We start from the raw sequence: 16,977 nt of genomic DNA, 5'->3' as shown, positions 1-16,977 counted from the left end.
AGTTCGCCCCGCCGGCCGTTCCCGGGCCATGACCCGGTTCAGCGTCATCGTCCCCGCGTATCAGGTCCAGGCATATCTCAGCGGCTGCCTGGAGTCGGTACTGAACCAGACCTTCGAGGATCTCGAACTGATCGCGGTGGACGACGGTTCGCCGGACGCCTGCGGCGAGCTCATCGACGAGTTCGCCGCCCGCGACCACCGGATCACCGCGCTCCGGCTGCCCGCGCACGGCGGCGGGGGCCCGGCACGGGACGCCGGTCTCGCCCGCGCCACCGGCGACTACGCGATCTTCCTCGACGGCGGCGCCACGCTCCTGCCCGGCGCGCTCCGGGCGATCGCGGACCGGCTCAAGGAGACGGGCGATCCCGATGTGCTCATCCCCGGCCACCCCGAGGACGTCCGGGGGTCCGTCGCACCGGCCGACCGGCCCGATCTGCTCGGCTGTCCCGCCGCGGCCTCGGGAAGCGCGTACCGCCGGGAGTTCCTTGTCCGCGAGGGCTTCGCCTTTCTGACCGGGGACCACGCCGACACCGCCTGGAACTGTCCGGTCCTCATCGCGGCCGAGTCGGTCACCACGCTGGAGCGGGTCTGTGTGCGCGACGAGCGACGGCACCGGGCTCGTCCGCGCCGCCCCGGACGCGGCGGCGAGGACGGCACCGCCGGATTCGTGAACGCCGACGAGGTCTTCGACGCGTACGACCGGGTCTTCGCGTTCCTGGACGAACGGCCCGACGCGGACGCGCGGCCCGGCGGGGCGGCAGCTCCGCCCGGCACGGCAGCGGCACCCGGCGGGGCGGCAGCGGCGCCCGGCGCGGCCCGCTGGCGCCCGGTGCTCCACCGGCGCATGCTCGACCATCTCGCGGCGCTCGCCGCCACCGACGGCATGCTGCCGCGCCGGGCGCACGCCGAGTTCTTTCGCCGCGCCCGCGCCCACCATCGCCGTTATCGCGCCCCCGGCGCGGGGCGCGGCGGGCGCCCCCGGCACGCGCTGCTGCGGCTCGGCGCGCACCGTACGTACCGCGCGCTGCGGGCCGCGCGTCAGCTGCGGAAACGTCTCGGCCGTGTCGCCACCGCGCTGCTGCGTACCGTACGAGCGGGCGCGCTGCGCCTGCACTACGCCGTCCAGCGGCGGCTACCGCTCCGCGCCCACCGCGCGGTCTTCATGACCTGCGGCCACGGCGGCTACCACGGCAATCCGGCCGCCATCGAGGAGAAGGCGCGCGCACTCGCCCCGCACCTGCGCACGTCCTGGATCAGCGAGGCCGCGTACCAGCACACCGTCCCGACCGGCACCCGCAAGGTGCGCCCCGGGACCTTCGCGTACTGGACCGCGCTCGCCCGCTGCGCGTATCTCGTCAGCGACACGGGCTTCGACCACCGGCTGGTGAAGCGGCGGGGGCAGATCCTGCTTCAGACGCACAACGGGACACCGCTCAAGGCGATGGGCCTCGACCTGCTGGACCGCCCGGCCGCCGCGCGCGCCGGGGACCTCACCCGGCAGCTCGCCGACGCGGGCCGCTGGGACTACTCCCTCTCGGCCAACCGCCACTCCACCCTCGTCAGGGAGCGGGCCTTCCTCCCGGCCGGTACGACGCTGGAGTACGGCCATCCGCGCACCGATGTCTTCCTGCGCACCACGGCCGCCGATATCGCCAGGCTGCGCGACTCGCTGGGCATCCCGGCGGACGCCACCGCCGTCCTGTACGCGCCGACCTACCGCGACTACCGCGGGGGCCAGTGCGAGCTGCTCGATCTAGAGCGAGTGGCCCGGTCGCTCGGCCCGCGCTTCGTGCTGCTGGCCCGCGCGCACCCCGCGTACGGCGCGCCGCTCCCGTACACGCCGCACCCGCGGATCCTCGACGTCTCCGGACATCCCTCGGTCGAGCGGCTCTGTCTCGCCTCCGACGCGCTCCTCACGGACTATTCGTCGCTGATGTTCGACTACGCGGCTCTCGACCGGCCGATCGTCATCCACGACGCGGACCGCGAGGCGTACGAGGCGGCCAGGGGCACGTACTTCGATCTCCGGGGGTTCCCGCCGGGCGTGGTCGCGGGCACCGAGGACGAGCTGATCGACATCTTCACCACGGGCCACTGGCGCGGCTCGCGCTCCCGTCAGCTGCGTACGGCGTTCCGCGCGCGCTTCTGTCCGTACGACGACGGGCGGGCGGCGGAGCGGGTCGTACGTCATGTCTTCCTCGGCGAGACGGCGGACCGCGAGACTGCGGACGGCGGGACGGCGGATCCGCCGAGGCGCGTTCCGCCCGCGCGGGAGGCGGACGACGGTCAGCCGTGGTGGCCGAGCGCCGCGACCGCCGAGGCCGCCAGATCGTCCAGATAGCCCGGGGGCAGTTCGCTCCTGACCACCACAAGCCGCCAGTAGAGCGGTCCGACGATCAGATCGAGCGCCCGGTCGGCGTCCGCGCCCTCGGGAAGCTCACCGCGTTCGACCGCCGCGCGGACGATCACCGCCGCGATGCCCCGCTGTCCGTCGAGCAGCGCGGCCTTGATCGCGTCGGAGATCTCGGGATGGCGGGCGGCCTCCACGAGGAGGTCAGGGATGACCTGTGAGGCCACCGGGTGGCGCAGGGCGTGGGAGGCCACTTCGAGCAGGGCGCGCACATCGCCGTGCAGCGAGCCGGTCCCGGGTGCGGGCAGCCCTCGCTCCGCGAAGGCGGAGACCAGATCGAGGACGAGCTCCAGCTTGGACTTCCAGCGGCGGTAGACGGCGGTCTTGCCGACCCCGGCCCGGCGCGCGATGCCCTCGATGGACATCCGGGCGAAGCCCACGGCGGCCAGTTCCTCGAAGACGGCGGCGCGGATGGCGTCGGTCACGTCCTCCCGGAGCACGGCGGCGCCCGCCGGGACGCGGCGTGCGGTGCGCGGGGCGCTGGTCCGGGGGTCCGTGGCACGGGGGTCGGTAGTCATCGCGTACGAGCATAGCGCCGGTCGACGTGACGACGACACGGTTGCGTTGCGACGTACTCCGTCCTACCTTTGGCGTTACGACGATACGTGCCCGTTCCGTCGTTGGCATCGCCCTGAGAACACCGTCGAAAGCGACCTTCCGTGAGCCAGACGATCACACCGGCCGCACCGGACTCATCAGTCCCACCGGCCCAAGAGCCCGGGACCGGGACCGGCACTGGGCCAGAGACCGATCTCGGCGCCCTCGCCCGCCGCCACGGTCTGACCGTGAGCGGCGCCCGCCCCGCCCTGCCCGACTATCTCCGCGCCCTGTGGTCGCGCCGCCATTTCATCGGCGCCTTCGCCACCGCGCGGCTGACCGCCCAGTACAGCCAGGCGAAGCTGGGCCAGATCTGGCAGATCATGACCCCGCTGCTGAACGCGACGGTCTACTACTTCATCTTCGGTGTGCTGCTCAACACCAAGCACGGCGTGCCGGACTTCGTCCCGTTCCTGGTCACGGGCGTCTTCATCTGGACCTTCACCTCGAACTCGATCATGGCGGGCACCCGCGCGATCTCCGGCAACCTCGGCCTCGTACGGGCCCTGCACTTCCCGCGCGCCGCCCTGCCGATCGGGCTCGCGCTCCAGCAGCTCCAGCAACTGCTGTTCTCCATGGCCGCGCTGGTGGTGATCCTGGCCTGCTTCGGCCAGTACCCCTCGGTCGGCTGGCTGCTCGCGATACCGGCGCTGCTGCTCCAGTCGCTCTTCAACACCGGGGTCTCGATGGCCGTGGCCCGGCTCGCGGCCAGGACACCGGACATCTCGCAGCTGATGCCGTTCCTGCTGCGCACCTGGATGTACGCGTCGGGCGTGATGTGGAGCGTCGACAAGGTCACGAGCGGCGGCGGGCTGCCGCACGCGGTGACGGTGATCCTGGAGTGCAATCCGGCCGCCGTCTACATCGATCTGATGCGCTTCGCGCTCATCGACAGCTATACCGCCGGTCAACTGCCCCCGCACAGCTGGGCCGTCGCCCTCGGCTGGGCCCTGCTCGCGGGTGTCGGCGGATTCCTGTTCTTCTGGAAGGCCGAGGAGGAGTACGGACGTGGCTGAGAAGAGGAAGGGTACGGAGACCACCGAGCGGCCCACCCCGCCGGAACGCGTCCCCACCGTCGTCGCCGACGGCGTCCACGTCACCTATACGGTGCACGGCACCCGCGGTGGCCGGGGCAGCGCCACCTCGGCACTGAGCCGGATCGTCTCGCGCCGGTCGGCGCCCGGCGCGCGCGAGGTGCACGCCGTCAAGGGCGTCAGCTTCGCCGCGTACAAGGGCGAGGCCATCGGCCTGATCGGCTCCAACGGATCCGGCAAGTCGACCCTGCTGAAGGCGATCGCGGGGCTGCTGCCGCCGTCTCGGGGCAAGGTCTTCACCCGGGGCCAGCCCTCGCTCCTCGGCGTCAACGCGGCGCTGATGAGCGATCTGACCGGCGAACGGAACGTCATCCTCGGCGGGCTCGCGATGGGGATGACACGGGAGCAGGTCCGTGGCCGCTACGACGACATCGTGGAGTTCTCCGGCATCAACGAGAAGGGCGATTTCATCTCGCTGCCGATGCGGACGTACTCCTCGGGCATGGGCGCCCGACTGCGCTTCTCCATCGCCGCGGCCAAGAGCCATGACGTCCTGCTGATCGACGAGGCGCTGTCCACCGGCGACGCCAGGTTCCAGCACCGCAGCCGGCAGCGCATCGCCGAACTGCGCGCGGAGGCCGGCACGGTCTTCCTGGTCAGCCACAGCGACAAGACCATCCTCGACACCTGTGACCGGGCGCTGTGGCTGGAGTCGGGGACGCTGCGGATGGACGGCCCGGCGCGGGAGGTCGTCGCGGCGTACGAGGAGTTCACCGGCAGGAAGAAGTAACCCGCACGGGACCGGCACGGGAAGGGGCGCCCGGCTCACGATGAGCCCGGCGCCCCTTCTCGCCGCCTTCTCCGCCGCCGCGCCGCTCAGCCGTGCGTACGCAGCAGCGTGCGCATCGTCCGCATCGCGACCGACAGATTCGCCAGATCGAACGCGTCCGACCCCTGGATCTCCTCCAGCGTGGCGCGCGAACGGCCGATGATCGCGGCGTTCTTCCGCTCCCACGCCGTGAAGCGCTCCTCGGGCGTCGAGTCGCCGTCGCCCACGGCCAGTACGTCCGCCGTCAGCGCGGCGTGCGCCGCGTACAGGTCCTCACGAATGGAGGCGCGGGCCATGGACTGCCAGCGGTCGGCCCGCGGCAGCTCCACGATCCGGTCCATCAGCCGGCTGATCCGCAGCCGGTCACCAAGGTCGTAGTACACCTCGGCGACGGACAGCGGGTCCTGGTCCGTACGGTCCGCGATCGCCACGATGTCGAGCGTCGGGAAGGCGGACGAGAAGCTCGCCACGCGCAGGGCCAGCTCCTCCGGGACCCCCGCCTCGGTCAGCTCCGCCAGGATCCGCTGGTACCACTCCAGCTCCGCGCCGCGCAGCATCGGGGGCAGCTGCGCCCAGACCCGCTCGACCCTCGCGGCGAAGAACTCGATGGTCTCGGCGATCTCCAGCGGCTGCGGCCGGTTGCCCAGCAGCCAGCGCGTACCGCGCTCGACCAGCCGGCGCGAGTGCAGCCTGATCCGGGTCTGGACGTCGGCCGCCACCTCGTTGTCCAGCGCCTCGACGGCGTCCCAGACCGCGTTGAGCCCGAAGATCTCCCGGGCCGCGGCCTGGGCCCGTACGATCTCCTCGGTCGACGCCCCTGTCTCCTCCCGCAGCCGGTGCAGGAAGGTCGAACCACCGGTATTGACGGTGTCGTTGACGAGCACCGTCGTCACGATCTCGCGGCGCAGCGCGTGCGTGTCGATCTGCTCGGGGAACTTCTCCCGCAGCGCCTGCGGGAAGTACGCGTGCAGCAGCTTGCGCAGAAACGGGTCGTCGGGCAGCTCCGTGTGGATCAGCTCCTCCGCCACCGTGATCTTGGTGTAGGCGAGCAGCACGGCCAGTTCGGGCTGGGACAGGCCCCGGCCCGCGTTGAGGAGGTCGCGGATCTGCCGGTCGCTGGGCAGGAACTCCAGCGCCCTGTCGAGATGTCCGTCGCGCACCAGCCGGCGCATGAACCGCTGGTGGGCATGGAGCAGGGACGGGGCCTGGGCCACGGCGTTGGCGAGCGCGGTGTTCTGCGCGTAGTTGTTGCGCAGCACCAGCGCGCCGACCTCGTCGGTCATCGCGGCGAGCAGGGTGTTGCGCTGCTTGACGGTCATGTCGCCGTCCGTGACCAGGCTGTTGAGCAGGATCTTGATGTTCACCTCGTGGTCGGAGGTGTCCACGCCCGCGCTGTTGTCGATGGCGTCGGTGTTGACCTTGCCGCCCTCGCCGCCGGCGCCGCGCCGCGCGAACTCGATACGGCCGAGCTGGGTCAGCCCCAGATTGCCGCCCTCGCCGACGACCTGGACCCGCAGGGCCTCGCCGTTGACGCGGATCGCGTCGTTGGCCTTGTCGCCGACGTCGGCGTCCGTCTCGGTGGAGGCCTTCACATACGTACCGATGCCGCCGTTCCACAGCAGGTCCACCGGGGCCTGGAGGATCGCCTTCATCAGCTCGGCGGGCGTCAGCTTGGCGACCCCGGGCTCGATGCCGAGCGCTTCCCGCACATGCGCGTTGATGGCGATCGACTTGGCGCTGCGGGGGTGGATTCCGCCGCCCTGCGACAGCAGCCCCTTGTCGTAGTCGGCCCACGACGAGCGCGGCAGCTCGAAGAGCCTGCGGCGCTCGGCGTACGAGATGGCCGCGTCCGGGTGCGGGTCGAGGAAGATGTGCCGGTGGTCGAAGGCCGCGACCAGCCTGATGTGCTCGGAGAGCAGCATGCCGTTGCCGAACACGTCACCGGACATGTCACCGACGCCGACGACCGTGAAGTCCTCGGTCTGGGTGTCATGGCCGAGCTCGCGGAAGTGCCGCTTGACGGACTCCCAGGCGCCGCGCGCCGTGATGCCCATGCCCTTGTGGTCGTAGCCGGCGCTGCCGCCGGAGGCGAAGGCGTCCCCGAGCCAGAAGTGGTAGGCGACCGCGACGTCATTGGCGATGTCGGAGAAACTCGCCGTGCCCTTGTCCGCGGCGACGACCAGATAGGTGTCGTCCTCGTCGTGCCTGACCACATCGGCCGGCGGCACGACCTCGCCCGCCACCATGTTGTCCGTGATGTCGAGCAGCGCCGAGATGAAGATCTTGTACGAGGCGATGCCCTCGGCGAGCCAGGCGTCCCGGTCCGCGGCCGGGTCGGGCAGCTGCTTGGCGACGAAGCCGCCCTTGGCGCCGACCGGCACGATCACGGTGTTCTTGACCATCTGCGCCTTGACCAGGCCGAGGATCTCCGTACGGAAGTCCTCGCGCCGGTCGGACCAGCGCAGACCGCCGCGGGCCACCTTGCCGAAGCGCAGATGGACGCCCTCGACGCGCGGGGAGTACACCCAGATCTCGTACGCCGGGCGGGGCGCGGGCAGATCGGGGATGGCCTGCGGGTCGAACTTCATCGACACATAGCTGTGGTGCTCACCCGTGGTGGTCCCCCGGCTCGGCTGGCCCTTCGGGCCGCTCTGGCCGTCGCTCCCGCCGGCGCGCTGGAAGAAGTTGGTCCGCAGCGTGGCCTTGATGAGGGTGAGGAAGGACCTGAGGATACGGTCCTCGTCCAGGCTCGCGACCTGGTCCAGGGCGCCGTCCAGCTCCTCCAGCATCGCCTCCGTCAGCTCCGTACCGGCGCGCTGGCGGCCCGGTGACATCCTGGCCTCGAAGAGGGAGACCAGCAGCCGGGTGGTGTGCACATTGCTGCGGAGGGTGTCCTCCATGTAGTCCTGGCTGAAGGTCGAGCCGGACTGGCGCAGGTACTTGGCGTAGGCGCGCAGCACCATCGCCTGCCGCCAGTCCAGACCGGCCCGCAGGACGAGGGAGTTGAAGCCGTCGTTCTCCGCGGCCCCGGTCCAGACGGCGGCGAAGGCGTCCTGGAAGCGCTGACGGTCGTCCTCGGTGAGATAGTCGCCCCCGCCGCCCTGGGGCAGCCGCAGGCCGAAGTCGTAGATCCAGGTGTGTGTACGGTCCGAGCAGCGCAGCTCGTAGGGGCGCTCGTCCACGACCTCGACACCGAGCCGCTGGAGCACCGGCAGCACGGCGGAGAGGGAGACCTGCTCGCCCGAGCGGTAGATCTTGAAGCGGCGCTCGCCGGGGCCCGCGCCGACCGGCTCGTACAGCGAGAGCGCGAAGTCCGGCCCCGCCTCGGCCCGGGTGACCGCCTCCAGATGGGCCAGGTCGGCGACGGCGGCGCGCGGGGAGTGATCGGCCTTGTAGCCCTCGGGGAAGGCGGAGCCGTACCTGCGCAGCAGCTCGGCGGCGCGCTCCTCACCGCACTCGGCGGTCAGCGCCTCGCCGAAGGCGTCCGCCCAGGAGCGGGCGGCCTCGACGAGCCGGGCCTCGATCCGCTCGGTGTCGGCGTCGGTGAGCTTGGCCAGCTGGGTGCCCCGGGGGACGCGGACGACGAAGTGCAGCCGCGACAGAATCGATTCCGTGTTCCACGCCGTGAAGTCGACGCTGGTCCCGCCGAGTTCCTCCTTGAGGATCTCGACGAGCCGGAGCCGGACGCCCGTGGTGTAGCGGTCGCGCGGCAGATAGACGAGGGCGGAGTAGTAGCGCCCGTACTCGTCCTGGCGGAGGTAGAGCCGCAGCCGCCTGCGCTCCTGGAGATAGAGCACGCTGGTGACGATGGAGCGGAGTTCGTCGACGGGCGTCTGGAAGAGCTCGTCGCGCGGGTAGGTCTCCAGGATCTGGAGCAGATCGCGGCCGTCGTGGCTGTTGGGCGAGAGGCCCGCGCTCTCCAGGACCTCGGCGACCTTGCGGCGGATCACCGGGACCCGGCGCACGGACTCGGTGTACGCGGCCGAGGAGAAGAGCCCGAGGAAGCGCCGCTCACCGACGACATTGCCCTTGGCGTCGAACTTCTTGACGCCGACGTAGTCGAGATAGCCCGACCGGTGGACCGTGGCGCGGCTGTTGGCTTTGGTGAGGACGAGCAGCTTGTGCTCGCGGGCCTTGGCGCGGGCGTCGGCGGGCAGCCGGCTGAAGGACGGGCTGACCGGATGGTCCTCGTCGCCGGTGTGCGCCGGGTCGGAGCGCAGCACGCCGAGTCCGGTGCCGGGCACGGCGGAGAGGGCGTCACTGTCCGTCAGCTGATATTCGCGGTAGCCGAGAAAGGTGAAGTGGTCGGCGGCGAGCCAGCGCAGCAGCTCCCGGGCCTCCTCGACCTCCTGCTCGCGCAGATCGTCGGCGGTCGGCTCGCTGGGCAGCTCCTCGGCGATGCGCAGCGCGGCGTCCCGCATCTTCTCCCAGTCCTCGACGGTCTCGCGGACATCGGAGAGGACCCGCAGCAGGTCGGAGGTCATCTGCTGGAGATCGGCCTGGTCGGTCTCGCGGTCGACCTCGACATGGATCCAGGACTCGATGAACACGTCGTGCCGGGGCTCCGCGGCGGTGACCGCCTCCTCGGGCAGCACCTCGATCAGCTTGCCGGTGACATCGCGCCGTACGGCGATCTGCGGATGGATCACGGCGTGGATGCCGCGGCCCTGACGCGAGAGCTCATTGGTGACGGAGTCGACCAGGAACGGCATGTCGTCGGTGACGACCTCGACCACGGAGTGGCGGCAGGTCCAGCCGTTCTCCTCGACGGTCGGGGTGTGCACCCGTACGTTCGCCGTGCCCTGGGGGCGATTGGCGGCCAGCCGGTAGTGCGAGAGCGCCGCGCCGACGATGTCGACCGGGTCACGGTCGGCCAGGTCCTCGGGAGCGGTGTGCAGGTAGTAGCGCTGGAGGTACGCGAGAAGGCCGTCCCGGTCGGGACCGTCCCCCTGTCCCGCGCCGCGGGATCCGGCCGAGGCCTCGTCCTCCCGGGGGCCGGCCCCCAGCCCCCCGGTTCCCCCCACCGGGCTGTTCTCAGCGGCCCGAGCCGCCTGTTCGAGCAGCTCGGCCTTGGCTTCGTCCAGCTTGGTCTGCATGTCCTCTGGCTCCTGTCGCGCGCCGTTGCGTGACGTAGGTGAAGGAAGCGACACAACGCCACGACGCGGGGTTTCCGGTCTGAGTCGACGTTATGCCGCGATGAGAGATGTCCGGAGCGTTATTTGGCAATTTTGGCTGTCGGCCCGGATCAAGGTCCTGTCCCGAGAGGACCGGCCCTGGGGGACCAGCGATCGCCCGGACGCGGTAGCGGCCCGGGCGCAGGCGGAGGGCTTCGCTGCCCCCACGGCATATCGCGCTGATCACGGGCACCAGGCTATCGCCCTTGACCCGGGCGCCGTCATGAGCCGCATGTGTACAAATACGGGGCAACAACTTTGACACTCTGGACAGCGACACGGACGCCCCTCCCCCGCTCACGGCCGGGCGCGGCACAGAACCCTCGCCGACGCGCGCCGACCGGGACGACACTGGTCCACAGGACGACACTGGTCGACAGGTGGACAGACCGACACACTCTCTCCGGGAGCAGTCATGGCAGCCAAGGTTCTCATCGTCACCGGCGACGCCGCCGAGTCGCTGGAAGTGCTCTACCCGTACCAGCGTCTGCGCGAGGAGGGGTACGAGGTCCATATCGCCGCTCCGACCCGTAAGAAGCTCCAGTTCGTGGTCCATGACTTCGAGCCAGGATTCGACACCTACACCGAGAAGCCCGGCTACACCTGGCCCGCCGATCTGGCCTTCGCCGAGGTCGACGCGGGGCAGTACGCCGCTCTGGTGATCCCGGGCGGGCGCGCCCCCGAGTATCTGCGCGGCGACCCGGAGCTGCGCAAGATCCTCAAGTCCTTCTTCGACGCCGACAAGCCCGTCGCCCAGATCTGTCACGGACCGCTGCTGACGGCCGCGATCGGTGAGCTGGCCGGCCGCCGGGTCACCGCCTATCCGGCCCTGGAGCTGGACATGCAGGCGGCCGGGGCCACCTTCCAGGACACGGAGGCGGTGGTGGACGGCGCGCTCGTCTCCTCCCGTGCCTGGCCCGACCATCCGGCCTGGATGCGTGAATTCCTCACCGTTCTGCGCGCGAAGGCCCCGGTGACCTGACCCCGGCGAAGCCCCGGAGAACCGGGGGTGCGCCCGGGGCTCCCGGGCGCACCCCCGGCACCGCGACGCCCGTCGCTCCCGGGCGTCCCGGGCGTTCCCGACGCTCCCGACAGGCCCACCGGCGGGCCGCCCGCCTGCCGGTGGCCCCCTGCCGTCGCCCCCCTGACGGTCGCACCGGCGGCAGGACGTCAGACGCTGTCAGGACGTCAGACGCCGCGCCGTGTCGACCGCCTCCGCGAGCGTGTCCACCACCGGTACGCCCACCGCCTCCAGGCTGGCCCGGCTGTTCGAGCCCCCCGTGTACAGCACGGCACGGGCGCCCACATGCGCCGCCGCCAGCGCGTCGTCCACCGCGTCGCCGATCACCACCGTCCGCTCGGCGGATATCGCGCCGCCCGACGCCAGCGCGGTCAGATGGCGCTCCATGTGAACCGCCTTGCTGCCGCCGGACGGGCCCGTGCGGCCGTCGACGCGGAGGAAGTGGCCCTCGATCCCGTACCCCCGCACCACCGGAACCAGCTGCTCGTGCCCGTACATGCTCAGCAGCGACTGGCTGTCCCCGGCCAGTCGCCACTGCGACAGCAGCTCCTCGACGCCCTTGGTGAGCCCGCAGGCGGCCCGCCGCTCCGTGTAGTGGCGGTGGAAGGTCTCGTCCATGACGACCCACTCGGCGTCCGTCGGCAGGCGGCCCATCAGTCGCTCGTAGAACTTCGGGACCGGGACGCAGTACAGCTCGCGGTAGGTGTCCAGCGTGATGGACTCCAGCCCTATCTCCGCGAAGGCCGCGTTGGTCGCCCCGATGACCGCCTCGATGTCGTCGAGGATCGTGCCGTTCCAGTCCCACACCAGATGCGTGTTCTGCTTCCCCATGCCGAAAAAGGTACCGGCCGGGTCTGACAACGGCCTTGGCGGAGCCCCTGCGGGCCGCCGGCGGCGGGCTCGGAGGCGGCCGGCCGGGCCCGCCGCCGACCGCTCAGCCGACCAGGTTCGGGATCTCCTGGACGGCGTACCAGAGCAGTTCGTGGTCCTCCGCGCCGTCCACCGTGAACTGCGCGTCGTCGTCTCCGTGGTCCGCCGCGCCCAGCGCCGCCGCCGCGGCCGAGACATCGGCGTCCGCCTCGTCGGAGTCGACATGCACCGCCGCCGCCTTCGACAGCGCGATCGCATCGGCGATCCGCACCTCACCGAGGCCCGCGTCGTCCGGTCCGCGGTCGGGATCCGACACGGCTTCCCTGTCCGGCACATCGGCGGCCACGACCACCCTGCGGCGTCCGGCCACCGGATCGGCGGCGAGCAGCCGGAGCGAGGCCGCGGCGGCGCGGTTGAGGGCCGCGTACTCCAGCTCCTCGATGTCGTCGGAGACGTACCACTCGCGCAGCCCAGGAGTCACGGCGTACGCGGTCAGTGGTCCCGGCCCCAGCTCACCCGTCTTGTGCGCCTCTGCGAGACCGGGAAGGGTCAGGGGGACGTAGACGCGCATGGCTGGTCGCTTTCGTAGTCGGGAGAGCACCTAAGGATACGTGCGGCAGTCCCTCTTCGGGGTGACGCTCATGGCGGCCTCAGGCGTCCACCGAGAGCGGCGCACCACCTCTCCACCGGGCGGCGTGCCGTCCGCCCATCATCCGAATAGGTGACTTCGGCGCCGGGCGCTCCGTGTCCGCACCGGTCTTGCGGCGGTCCCCCAAGGGCCCGTAAAAGATCCCCCAACAAAAGTTACCGGCCGGTATCCAACCCGGCCGGGCAGAACGGGGGCGATCTGCGTGAACAGGACCGGCACCACCAATCCGACCGGCACGGCGAGGACCCGGAGCACCGTCACCGCACGGCCACCCGGCCGGCGCGACCAGCGCGGGCCCGGTGCCGGGGGCCCGCGGCGGCGCCCGCACCTCCCGCCGCCGCACGAACTCTTCGCGGAGCGCCTGCTCGCCGTCCTGAGCGGCCGGCGACCCGTGCACTGGATGCTCGGCCAGACCATCGGCGAGGCGTACGAACAGCTCGTACGCCTCGCGCCCGGCACCCCGCTCAGGGCACGGGGCGCCCGACCCGTCATCCGTACCTGCCGCGCCTTCCAGCCGCGCCCGGGAGCGGTCGAGGCCGCCGCCAGCATCTCCGCGGGCGATCAGGTCCGCGCCATGGCCTTCCGGCTGGAACAGGGCGCCGACCTGCGCTGGCGGTGCGCGGCGGTCGAGCTGGGCGGAGAACGGACCTGACCGCGCACATGAGGGCGGGCCGGGGCGCGCACTCACCGTGCGCCCCGGCCCGCCCTCACTCACGCCTACTTCTTGCGGCGACGCCCGCCGCTCGTGCCCTTCTGGGCCTTACGGCGCTCCGCGCGCGTCATCCCGTCCGACGTCGAGCGCGTCGGACCCTCGGCGCTCTCGCTCTGGAAGTCGCCCTCGACGATGCCGCCCTCGCCGTCCACCGTGGGAGCGGAGAAGTGCAGCCTGTCGGGCCGCTGCGGGGCTTCGAGACCCTTCGCGCGGATCTCCGGACGGGGGGCGCCCGCGGGCACCGCGTCGTCCTTCTTGGCGAGCGAGGGACGCTCGCCCGCGTCCTGCACCGGGACCTCCTCGACCTGCTGCTCGACCTGGACCTCCAGGTTGAACAGATAACCGACGGACTCCTCCTTGATGCCGTCCATCATGGCGTTGAACATGTCGAAGCCCTCGCGCTGGTACTCGACCAGCGGGTCCTTCTGCGCCATGGCACGCAGGCCGATGCCCTCCTGGAGGTAGTCCATCTCGTAGAGGTGCTCGCGCCACTTGCGGTCCAGGACGGACAGCACCACGCGCCGCTCCAGCTCACGCATGATGTCCGAGCCGAGCTGGTTCTCCCGCGCCTCGTACTGGGCGTAGATGTCGTCCTTGACGGACTCCGCGATGAACTCGGCGGTGATCCCGGCGCGGTCGCCCGTCGCGTCCTCCAGCTCGTCCACCGTGACCTTCGCCGGGTAGAGCTGCTTGAAGGCTCCCCAGAGCCGGTCGAGGTCCCACTCCTCGGCGAAGCCCTCGACGGTCTCCGCCTGGATGTACGCGTCGATCGTGTCGTCCATGAAGTGGCGCACCTGCTCCTGGAGGTCCTCGCCCTCCAGGACACGGCGGCGCTCGCCATAGATGACCTCACGCTGCCGGTTGAGCACCTCGTCGTACTTCAGGACGTTCTTACGCGTCTCGAAGTTCTGCTGCTCGACCTGGGACTGGGCGGAGGCGATGGCCCGCGTCACCATCTTGTTCTCGATCGGGACATCGTCCGGCACATTGGCCATGGCCATCACGCGCTCGACCATCTGCGCCTTGAACAGCCGCATCAGGTCATCGCCGAGGGAGAGGTAGAAGCGGGACTCACCGGGGTCGCCCTGACGTCCGGAACGACCGCGCAGCTGGTTGTCGATACGGCGCGATTCGTGCCGCTCGGTGCCCAGCACGTACAGCCCGCCGAGGTCCTTGACCTCCTCGAACTCCGCCTTCACGGCCTGCTCGGCCTTCTCCAGCGCGGCCGGCAGGGCGGCGGCCCACTCCTCGACATGCTCGACGGGGTCCAGCCCGCGCTGACGCAGCTCCGCCTCCGCGAGATCGTCGGGGTTGCCGCCGAGCTTGATGTCCGTACCGCGTCCCGCCATGTTCGTGGCGACGGTGACAGCGCCCTTGCGGCCGGCCTGGGCGACGATCGTCGCCTCCCGGTCGTGCTGCTTGGCGTTGAGCACCTCGTGCTGGACACCACGCTTGTTGAGCTGCTGCGAGAGGTACTCGGACTTCTCGACCGAGGTGGTGCCGACCAGGATCGGCTGCCCCTTCTCGTGCTTCTCCGCGATGTCGTCGACGACGGCCGCGAACTTGGCGACCTCGGTGCGGTAGATCAGGTCGGACTGGTCCATGCGGACCATCGGCCGGTTCGTCGGGATCGGCACGACGCCCAGCTTGTAGATCTGGTGGAACTCGGCGGCCTCGGTCATGGCCGTACCGGTCATGCCGGAGAGTTTGCCGTAGAGGCGGAAGAAGTTCTGCAGGGTGATCGTGGCGAGGGTCTGGTTCTCGTCCTTGATGTCCACCCCTTCCTTCGCCTCGATCGCCTGGTGCATGCCCTCGTTGTAGCGGCGGCCGGCGAGGATACGGCCGGTGTGCTCGTCGACGATCATGACTTCGCCGTCGATGACGACATAGTCCTTGTCGTTCTTGAACAGTTCCTTGGCCTTGATGGCGTTGTTCAGATAACCGACGAGCGGGGTGTTCACCGACTCGTACAGGTTGTCGATGCCCAGCCAGTCCTCGACCTTGGACACACCGGGCTCATGAATGGCCACGGTGCGCTTCTTCTCGTCGACCTCGTAGTCGCCGGTCTCCTCGACGCCCTTGAGCGGGTTGCCCGCCTCGCCCCTGGTCAGCCGTGTGACCAGCTTGGCGAAGTCGCCGTACCACTTGGTGGCCTGGTCGGCGGGGCCGGAGATGATCAGCGGCGTACGGGCCTCGTCCACGAGGATCGAGTCGACCTCGTCGACGATGGCGTAGTTGTGGCCGCGCTGGACCAGCTCGTCCCGGGACCACGCCATGTTGTCGCGCAGGTAGTCGAACCCGAACTCGTTGTTCGTGCCGTACGTGATGTCGCAGGCGTACTGCTCCCGGCGCTGCGCGGGCGACATGTTCGCCAGGATGCAGCCGACCTGGAGGTCGAGGAACTTGTGGACGCGGCCCATCATCTCGGAGTCGCGCTCGGCCAGGTAGTCGTTCACCGTGATCAGGTGGACGCCCTTGCCGGACAGTGCGTTGAGATACGCGGGCAGCGTGCCGACGAGGGTCTTGCCCTCACCGGTCTTCATCTCGGCGACATAACCGAGGTGCAGGGCGGCGCCGCCCATCAGCTGCACATCGTAGTGACGCTGGCCGAGGACGCGCTTGGCCGCCTCGCGGACGGTCGCGAAGGCCTCGGGGAGCAGGTCGTCAAGGCTCTCACCGTCGGCGTACCGCTCTTTGTACTCGGCGGTGAGCGCCCTCAACTCGGCGTCGGAGAGGGTTACGAAATCCTCTTCGATGGAGTTGACCTGGTCCGCGATGCGGTGCAGTTTGCGCAGGATCTTGCCTTCGCCTGCACGCATGAGCTTGTTGAAGACGGACACTGAGGTTGGTCTCCTTGCCGGTCGGGCCTGGCACGTGGGTCGGATACGGACACGGGCGCGGGCACGGCAGGCGGGCCCCACCGCAACGGCCATCGTAAGCGAGGACCCGCCCGCACAGGGAGGGCCGAGGTCACGCGGGCCCGCCGGTACCCGCATGGAGAACGCGCGGAACCCGTGGAAGGTGCCGGTGGGACGGGAAAAGCACTCGTGCCGGGGGACACCCGCTCAGCAGAATCCGGGTATGGAACCCGTCACTCTCAGCACCGAGCGCCTGCTGCTGCGCCCCCTCACGCCGGACGACATCGACGATGTCCTCGCGGTCTGCCAGGACCCGGAGATCCAGCGGTGGATCCCGATTCCCGCACCGTACGAACGCCGGCACGCGGCGCACTTCATCGAGCGGATCGTCCCGGACGGCTGGCGTACGGCGACCATATGCACCTTCGGTGTGGTGCCCCGGGGCGGGGGCCCGGTGCTGGGCGCGGTCAACGCACACTGCCAGTCGGGCACCTGGGAGATCGGCTACTGGACGGCGCGGGAGCACCGTGGCCGGGGCTATACGACCGAAGCCGTGCGGGCGGTGGCCCACTGGGTCTTCACGGCGCTGGGCGCGCAGCGCCTGGAGTGGCGCGCCGAGGCCGGCAACGCGGGCTCGCGGGCCGTCGCGGAGAAGGCCGGTTTCGTGCTGGAGGGCGTGCTGCGCGCCGCGCTGCTCCACAGGGACACGCTGCGGGACGTATGGATAGGCGCGCTGCTCCCATCCGATCTGGGGCTTTCGGGAGCCCTCCCGTACCTCCCCTCCCGGGAGGGGAATGTGCCGGCGGGCACCTGAGCGCTCCCG

11 protein-coding genes are annotated in these 16,977 nt (G+C 70.6%); 6 read left to right on the top strand and 5 right to left on the bottom strand.

Annotated elements, in window-relative coordinates; translation table 11 throughout:
• The first annotated feature begins 28 nt into the window (after window positions 1-28).
• The gene (locus tag ABTZ59_RS17190; protein WP_351397496.1) at window positions 29-2,341 is read left to right on the top strand and encodes a bifunctional glycosyltransferase/CDP-glycerol:glycerophosphate glycerophosphotransferase; all 2,313 of its coding nucleotides are present in this window, start codon (window positions 29-31) and stop codon (window positions 2,339-2,341) included.
• Here ABTZ59_RS17190 and ABTZ59_RS17185 read toward each other — a convergent pair.
• Window positions 2,287-2,928: a TetR/AcrR family transcriptional regulator gene (locus tag ABTZ59_RS17185; protein ID WP_351397493.1), complete on the bottom strand. Its 642-nt coding sequence runs from the start codon at window positions 2,926-2,928 to the stop codon at window positions 2,287-2,289. The genes ABTZ59_RS17190 and ABTZ59_RS17185 overlap by 55 nt on opposite strands.
• Window positions 2,929-3,069: 141 nt before the next feature.
• Between ABTZ59_RS17185 and ABTZ59_RS17180 the strand changes: the two genes are divergently transcribed.
• A complete protein-coding gene (locus ABTZ59_RS17180; protein ID WP_503003004.1) occupies window positions 3,070-4,023 on the top strand; it encodes an ABC transporter permease in 954 nt (317 codons plus the stop codon).
• A complete protein-coding gene (locus tag ABTZ59_RS17175; protein WP_351397490.1) occupies window positions 4,016-4,831 on the top strand; it encodes an ABC transporter ATP-binding protein in 816 nt (271 codons plus the stop codon). Before ABTZ59_RS17180 ends, ABTZ59_RS17175 begins: the two co-directional genes overlap by 8 nt.
• 86 nt (window positions 4,832-4,917) lie before the next feature.
• Here the strand turns inward: ABTZ59_RS17175 and ABTZ59_RS17170 are convergent, their stop codons facing one another.
• Window positions 4,918-9,966: an NAD-glutamate dehydrogenase gene (locus ABTZ59_RS17170; protein WP_351397487.1), complete on the bottom strand. Its 5,049-nt coding sequence runs from the start codon at window positions 9,964-9,966 to the stop codon at window positions 4,918-4,920.
• Window positions 9,967-10,459: 493 nt separating this feature from the next.
• Between ABTZ59_RS17170 and ABTZ59_RS17165 the strand changes: the two genes are divergently transcribed.
• Entirely contained in the window at window positions 10,460-11,026 is a 567-nt protein-coding gene (locus tag ABTZ59_RS17165) for a DJ-1/PfpI family protein (RefSeq protein ID WP_351397483.1), read from the top strand.
• 198 nt (window positions 11,027-11,224) lie between these two features.
• Here ABTZ59_RS17165 and ABTZ59_RS17160 read toward each other — a convergent pair whose 3' ends face one another.
• Together ABTZ59_RS17160 and ABTZ59_RS17155 are read right to left on the bottom strand one after the other, a co-directional pair.
• Window positions 11,225-11,896 (bottom strand): HAD family hydrolase, encoded by a 672-nt coding sequence (locus ABTZ59_RS17160; protein WP_351397480.1) that lies wholly within the window; start codon window positions 11,894-11,896, stop codon window positions 11,225-11,227.
• Window positions 11,897-11,999: 103 nt separating this feature from the next.
• Window positions 12,000-12,506, bottom strand: a complete 507-nt coding sequence (locus tag ABTZ59_RS17155) for a DUF6912 family protein (protein ID WP_351397477.1) — start codon at window positions 12,504-12,506, stop codon at window positions 12,000-12,002.
• A 280-nt stretch (window positions 12,507-12,786) separates the two neighbouring features.
• Here ABTZ59_RS17155 and ABTZ59_RS17150 point away from each other — a divergent pair, with 280 nt between their 5' ends.
• Complete coding sequence (locus ABTZ59_RS17150) at window positions 12,787-13,236, top strand: Rv3235 family protein (protein ID WP_351397474.1); 450 nt, start codon at window positions 12,787-12,789, stop codon at window positions 13,234-13,236.
• A 65-nt stretch (window positions 13,237-13,301) separates the two neighbouring features.
• Here ABTZ59_RS17150 and secA read toward each other — a convergent pair whose 3' ends face one another.
• Window positions 13,302-16,136 (bottom strand): preprotein translocase subunit SecA, encoded by a 2,835-nt coding sequence (secA, locus tag ABTZ59_RS17145; RefSeq protein ID WP_351397471.1) that lies wholly within the window; start codon window positions 16,134-16,136, stop codon window positions 13,302-13,304.
• A 241-nt stretch (window positions 16,137-16,377) separates the two neighbouring features.
• Here secA and ABTZ59_RS17140 point away from each other — a divergent pair, with 241 nt between their 5' ends.
• Window positions 16,378-16,968 carry a GNAT family N-acetyltransferase gene (locus tag ABTZ59_RS17140; RefSeq protein WP_351397468.1) on the top strand — a complete coding sequence of 197 codons (591 nt, stop codon included), beginning with the start codon at window positions 16,378-16,380 and terminating at the stop codon, window positions 16,966-16,968.
• The last annotated feature ends 9 nt before the right edge of the window (window positions 16,969-16,977 follow it).

The sequence above is a fragment of the Streptomyces sp. NPDC094034 genome (genome assembly GCF_040303865.1).
In the GTDB taxonomy this organism is placed as follows: Bacteria; Actinomycetota; Actinomycetes; order Streptomycetales; family Streptomycetaceae; genus Streptomyces.
The sequence above is the reverse complement of the archived record's forward strand: the minus strand, read 5'-3'. Positions and strand labels throughout refer to the sequence as shown.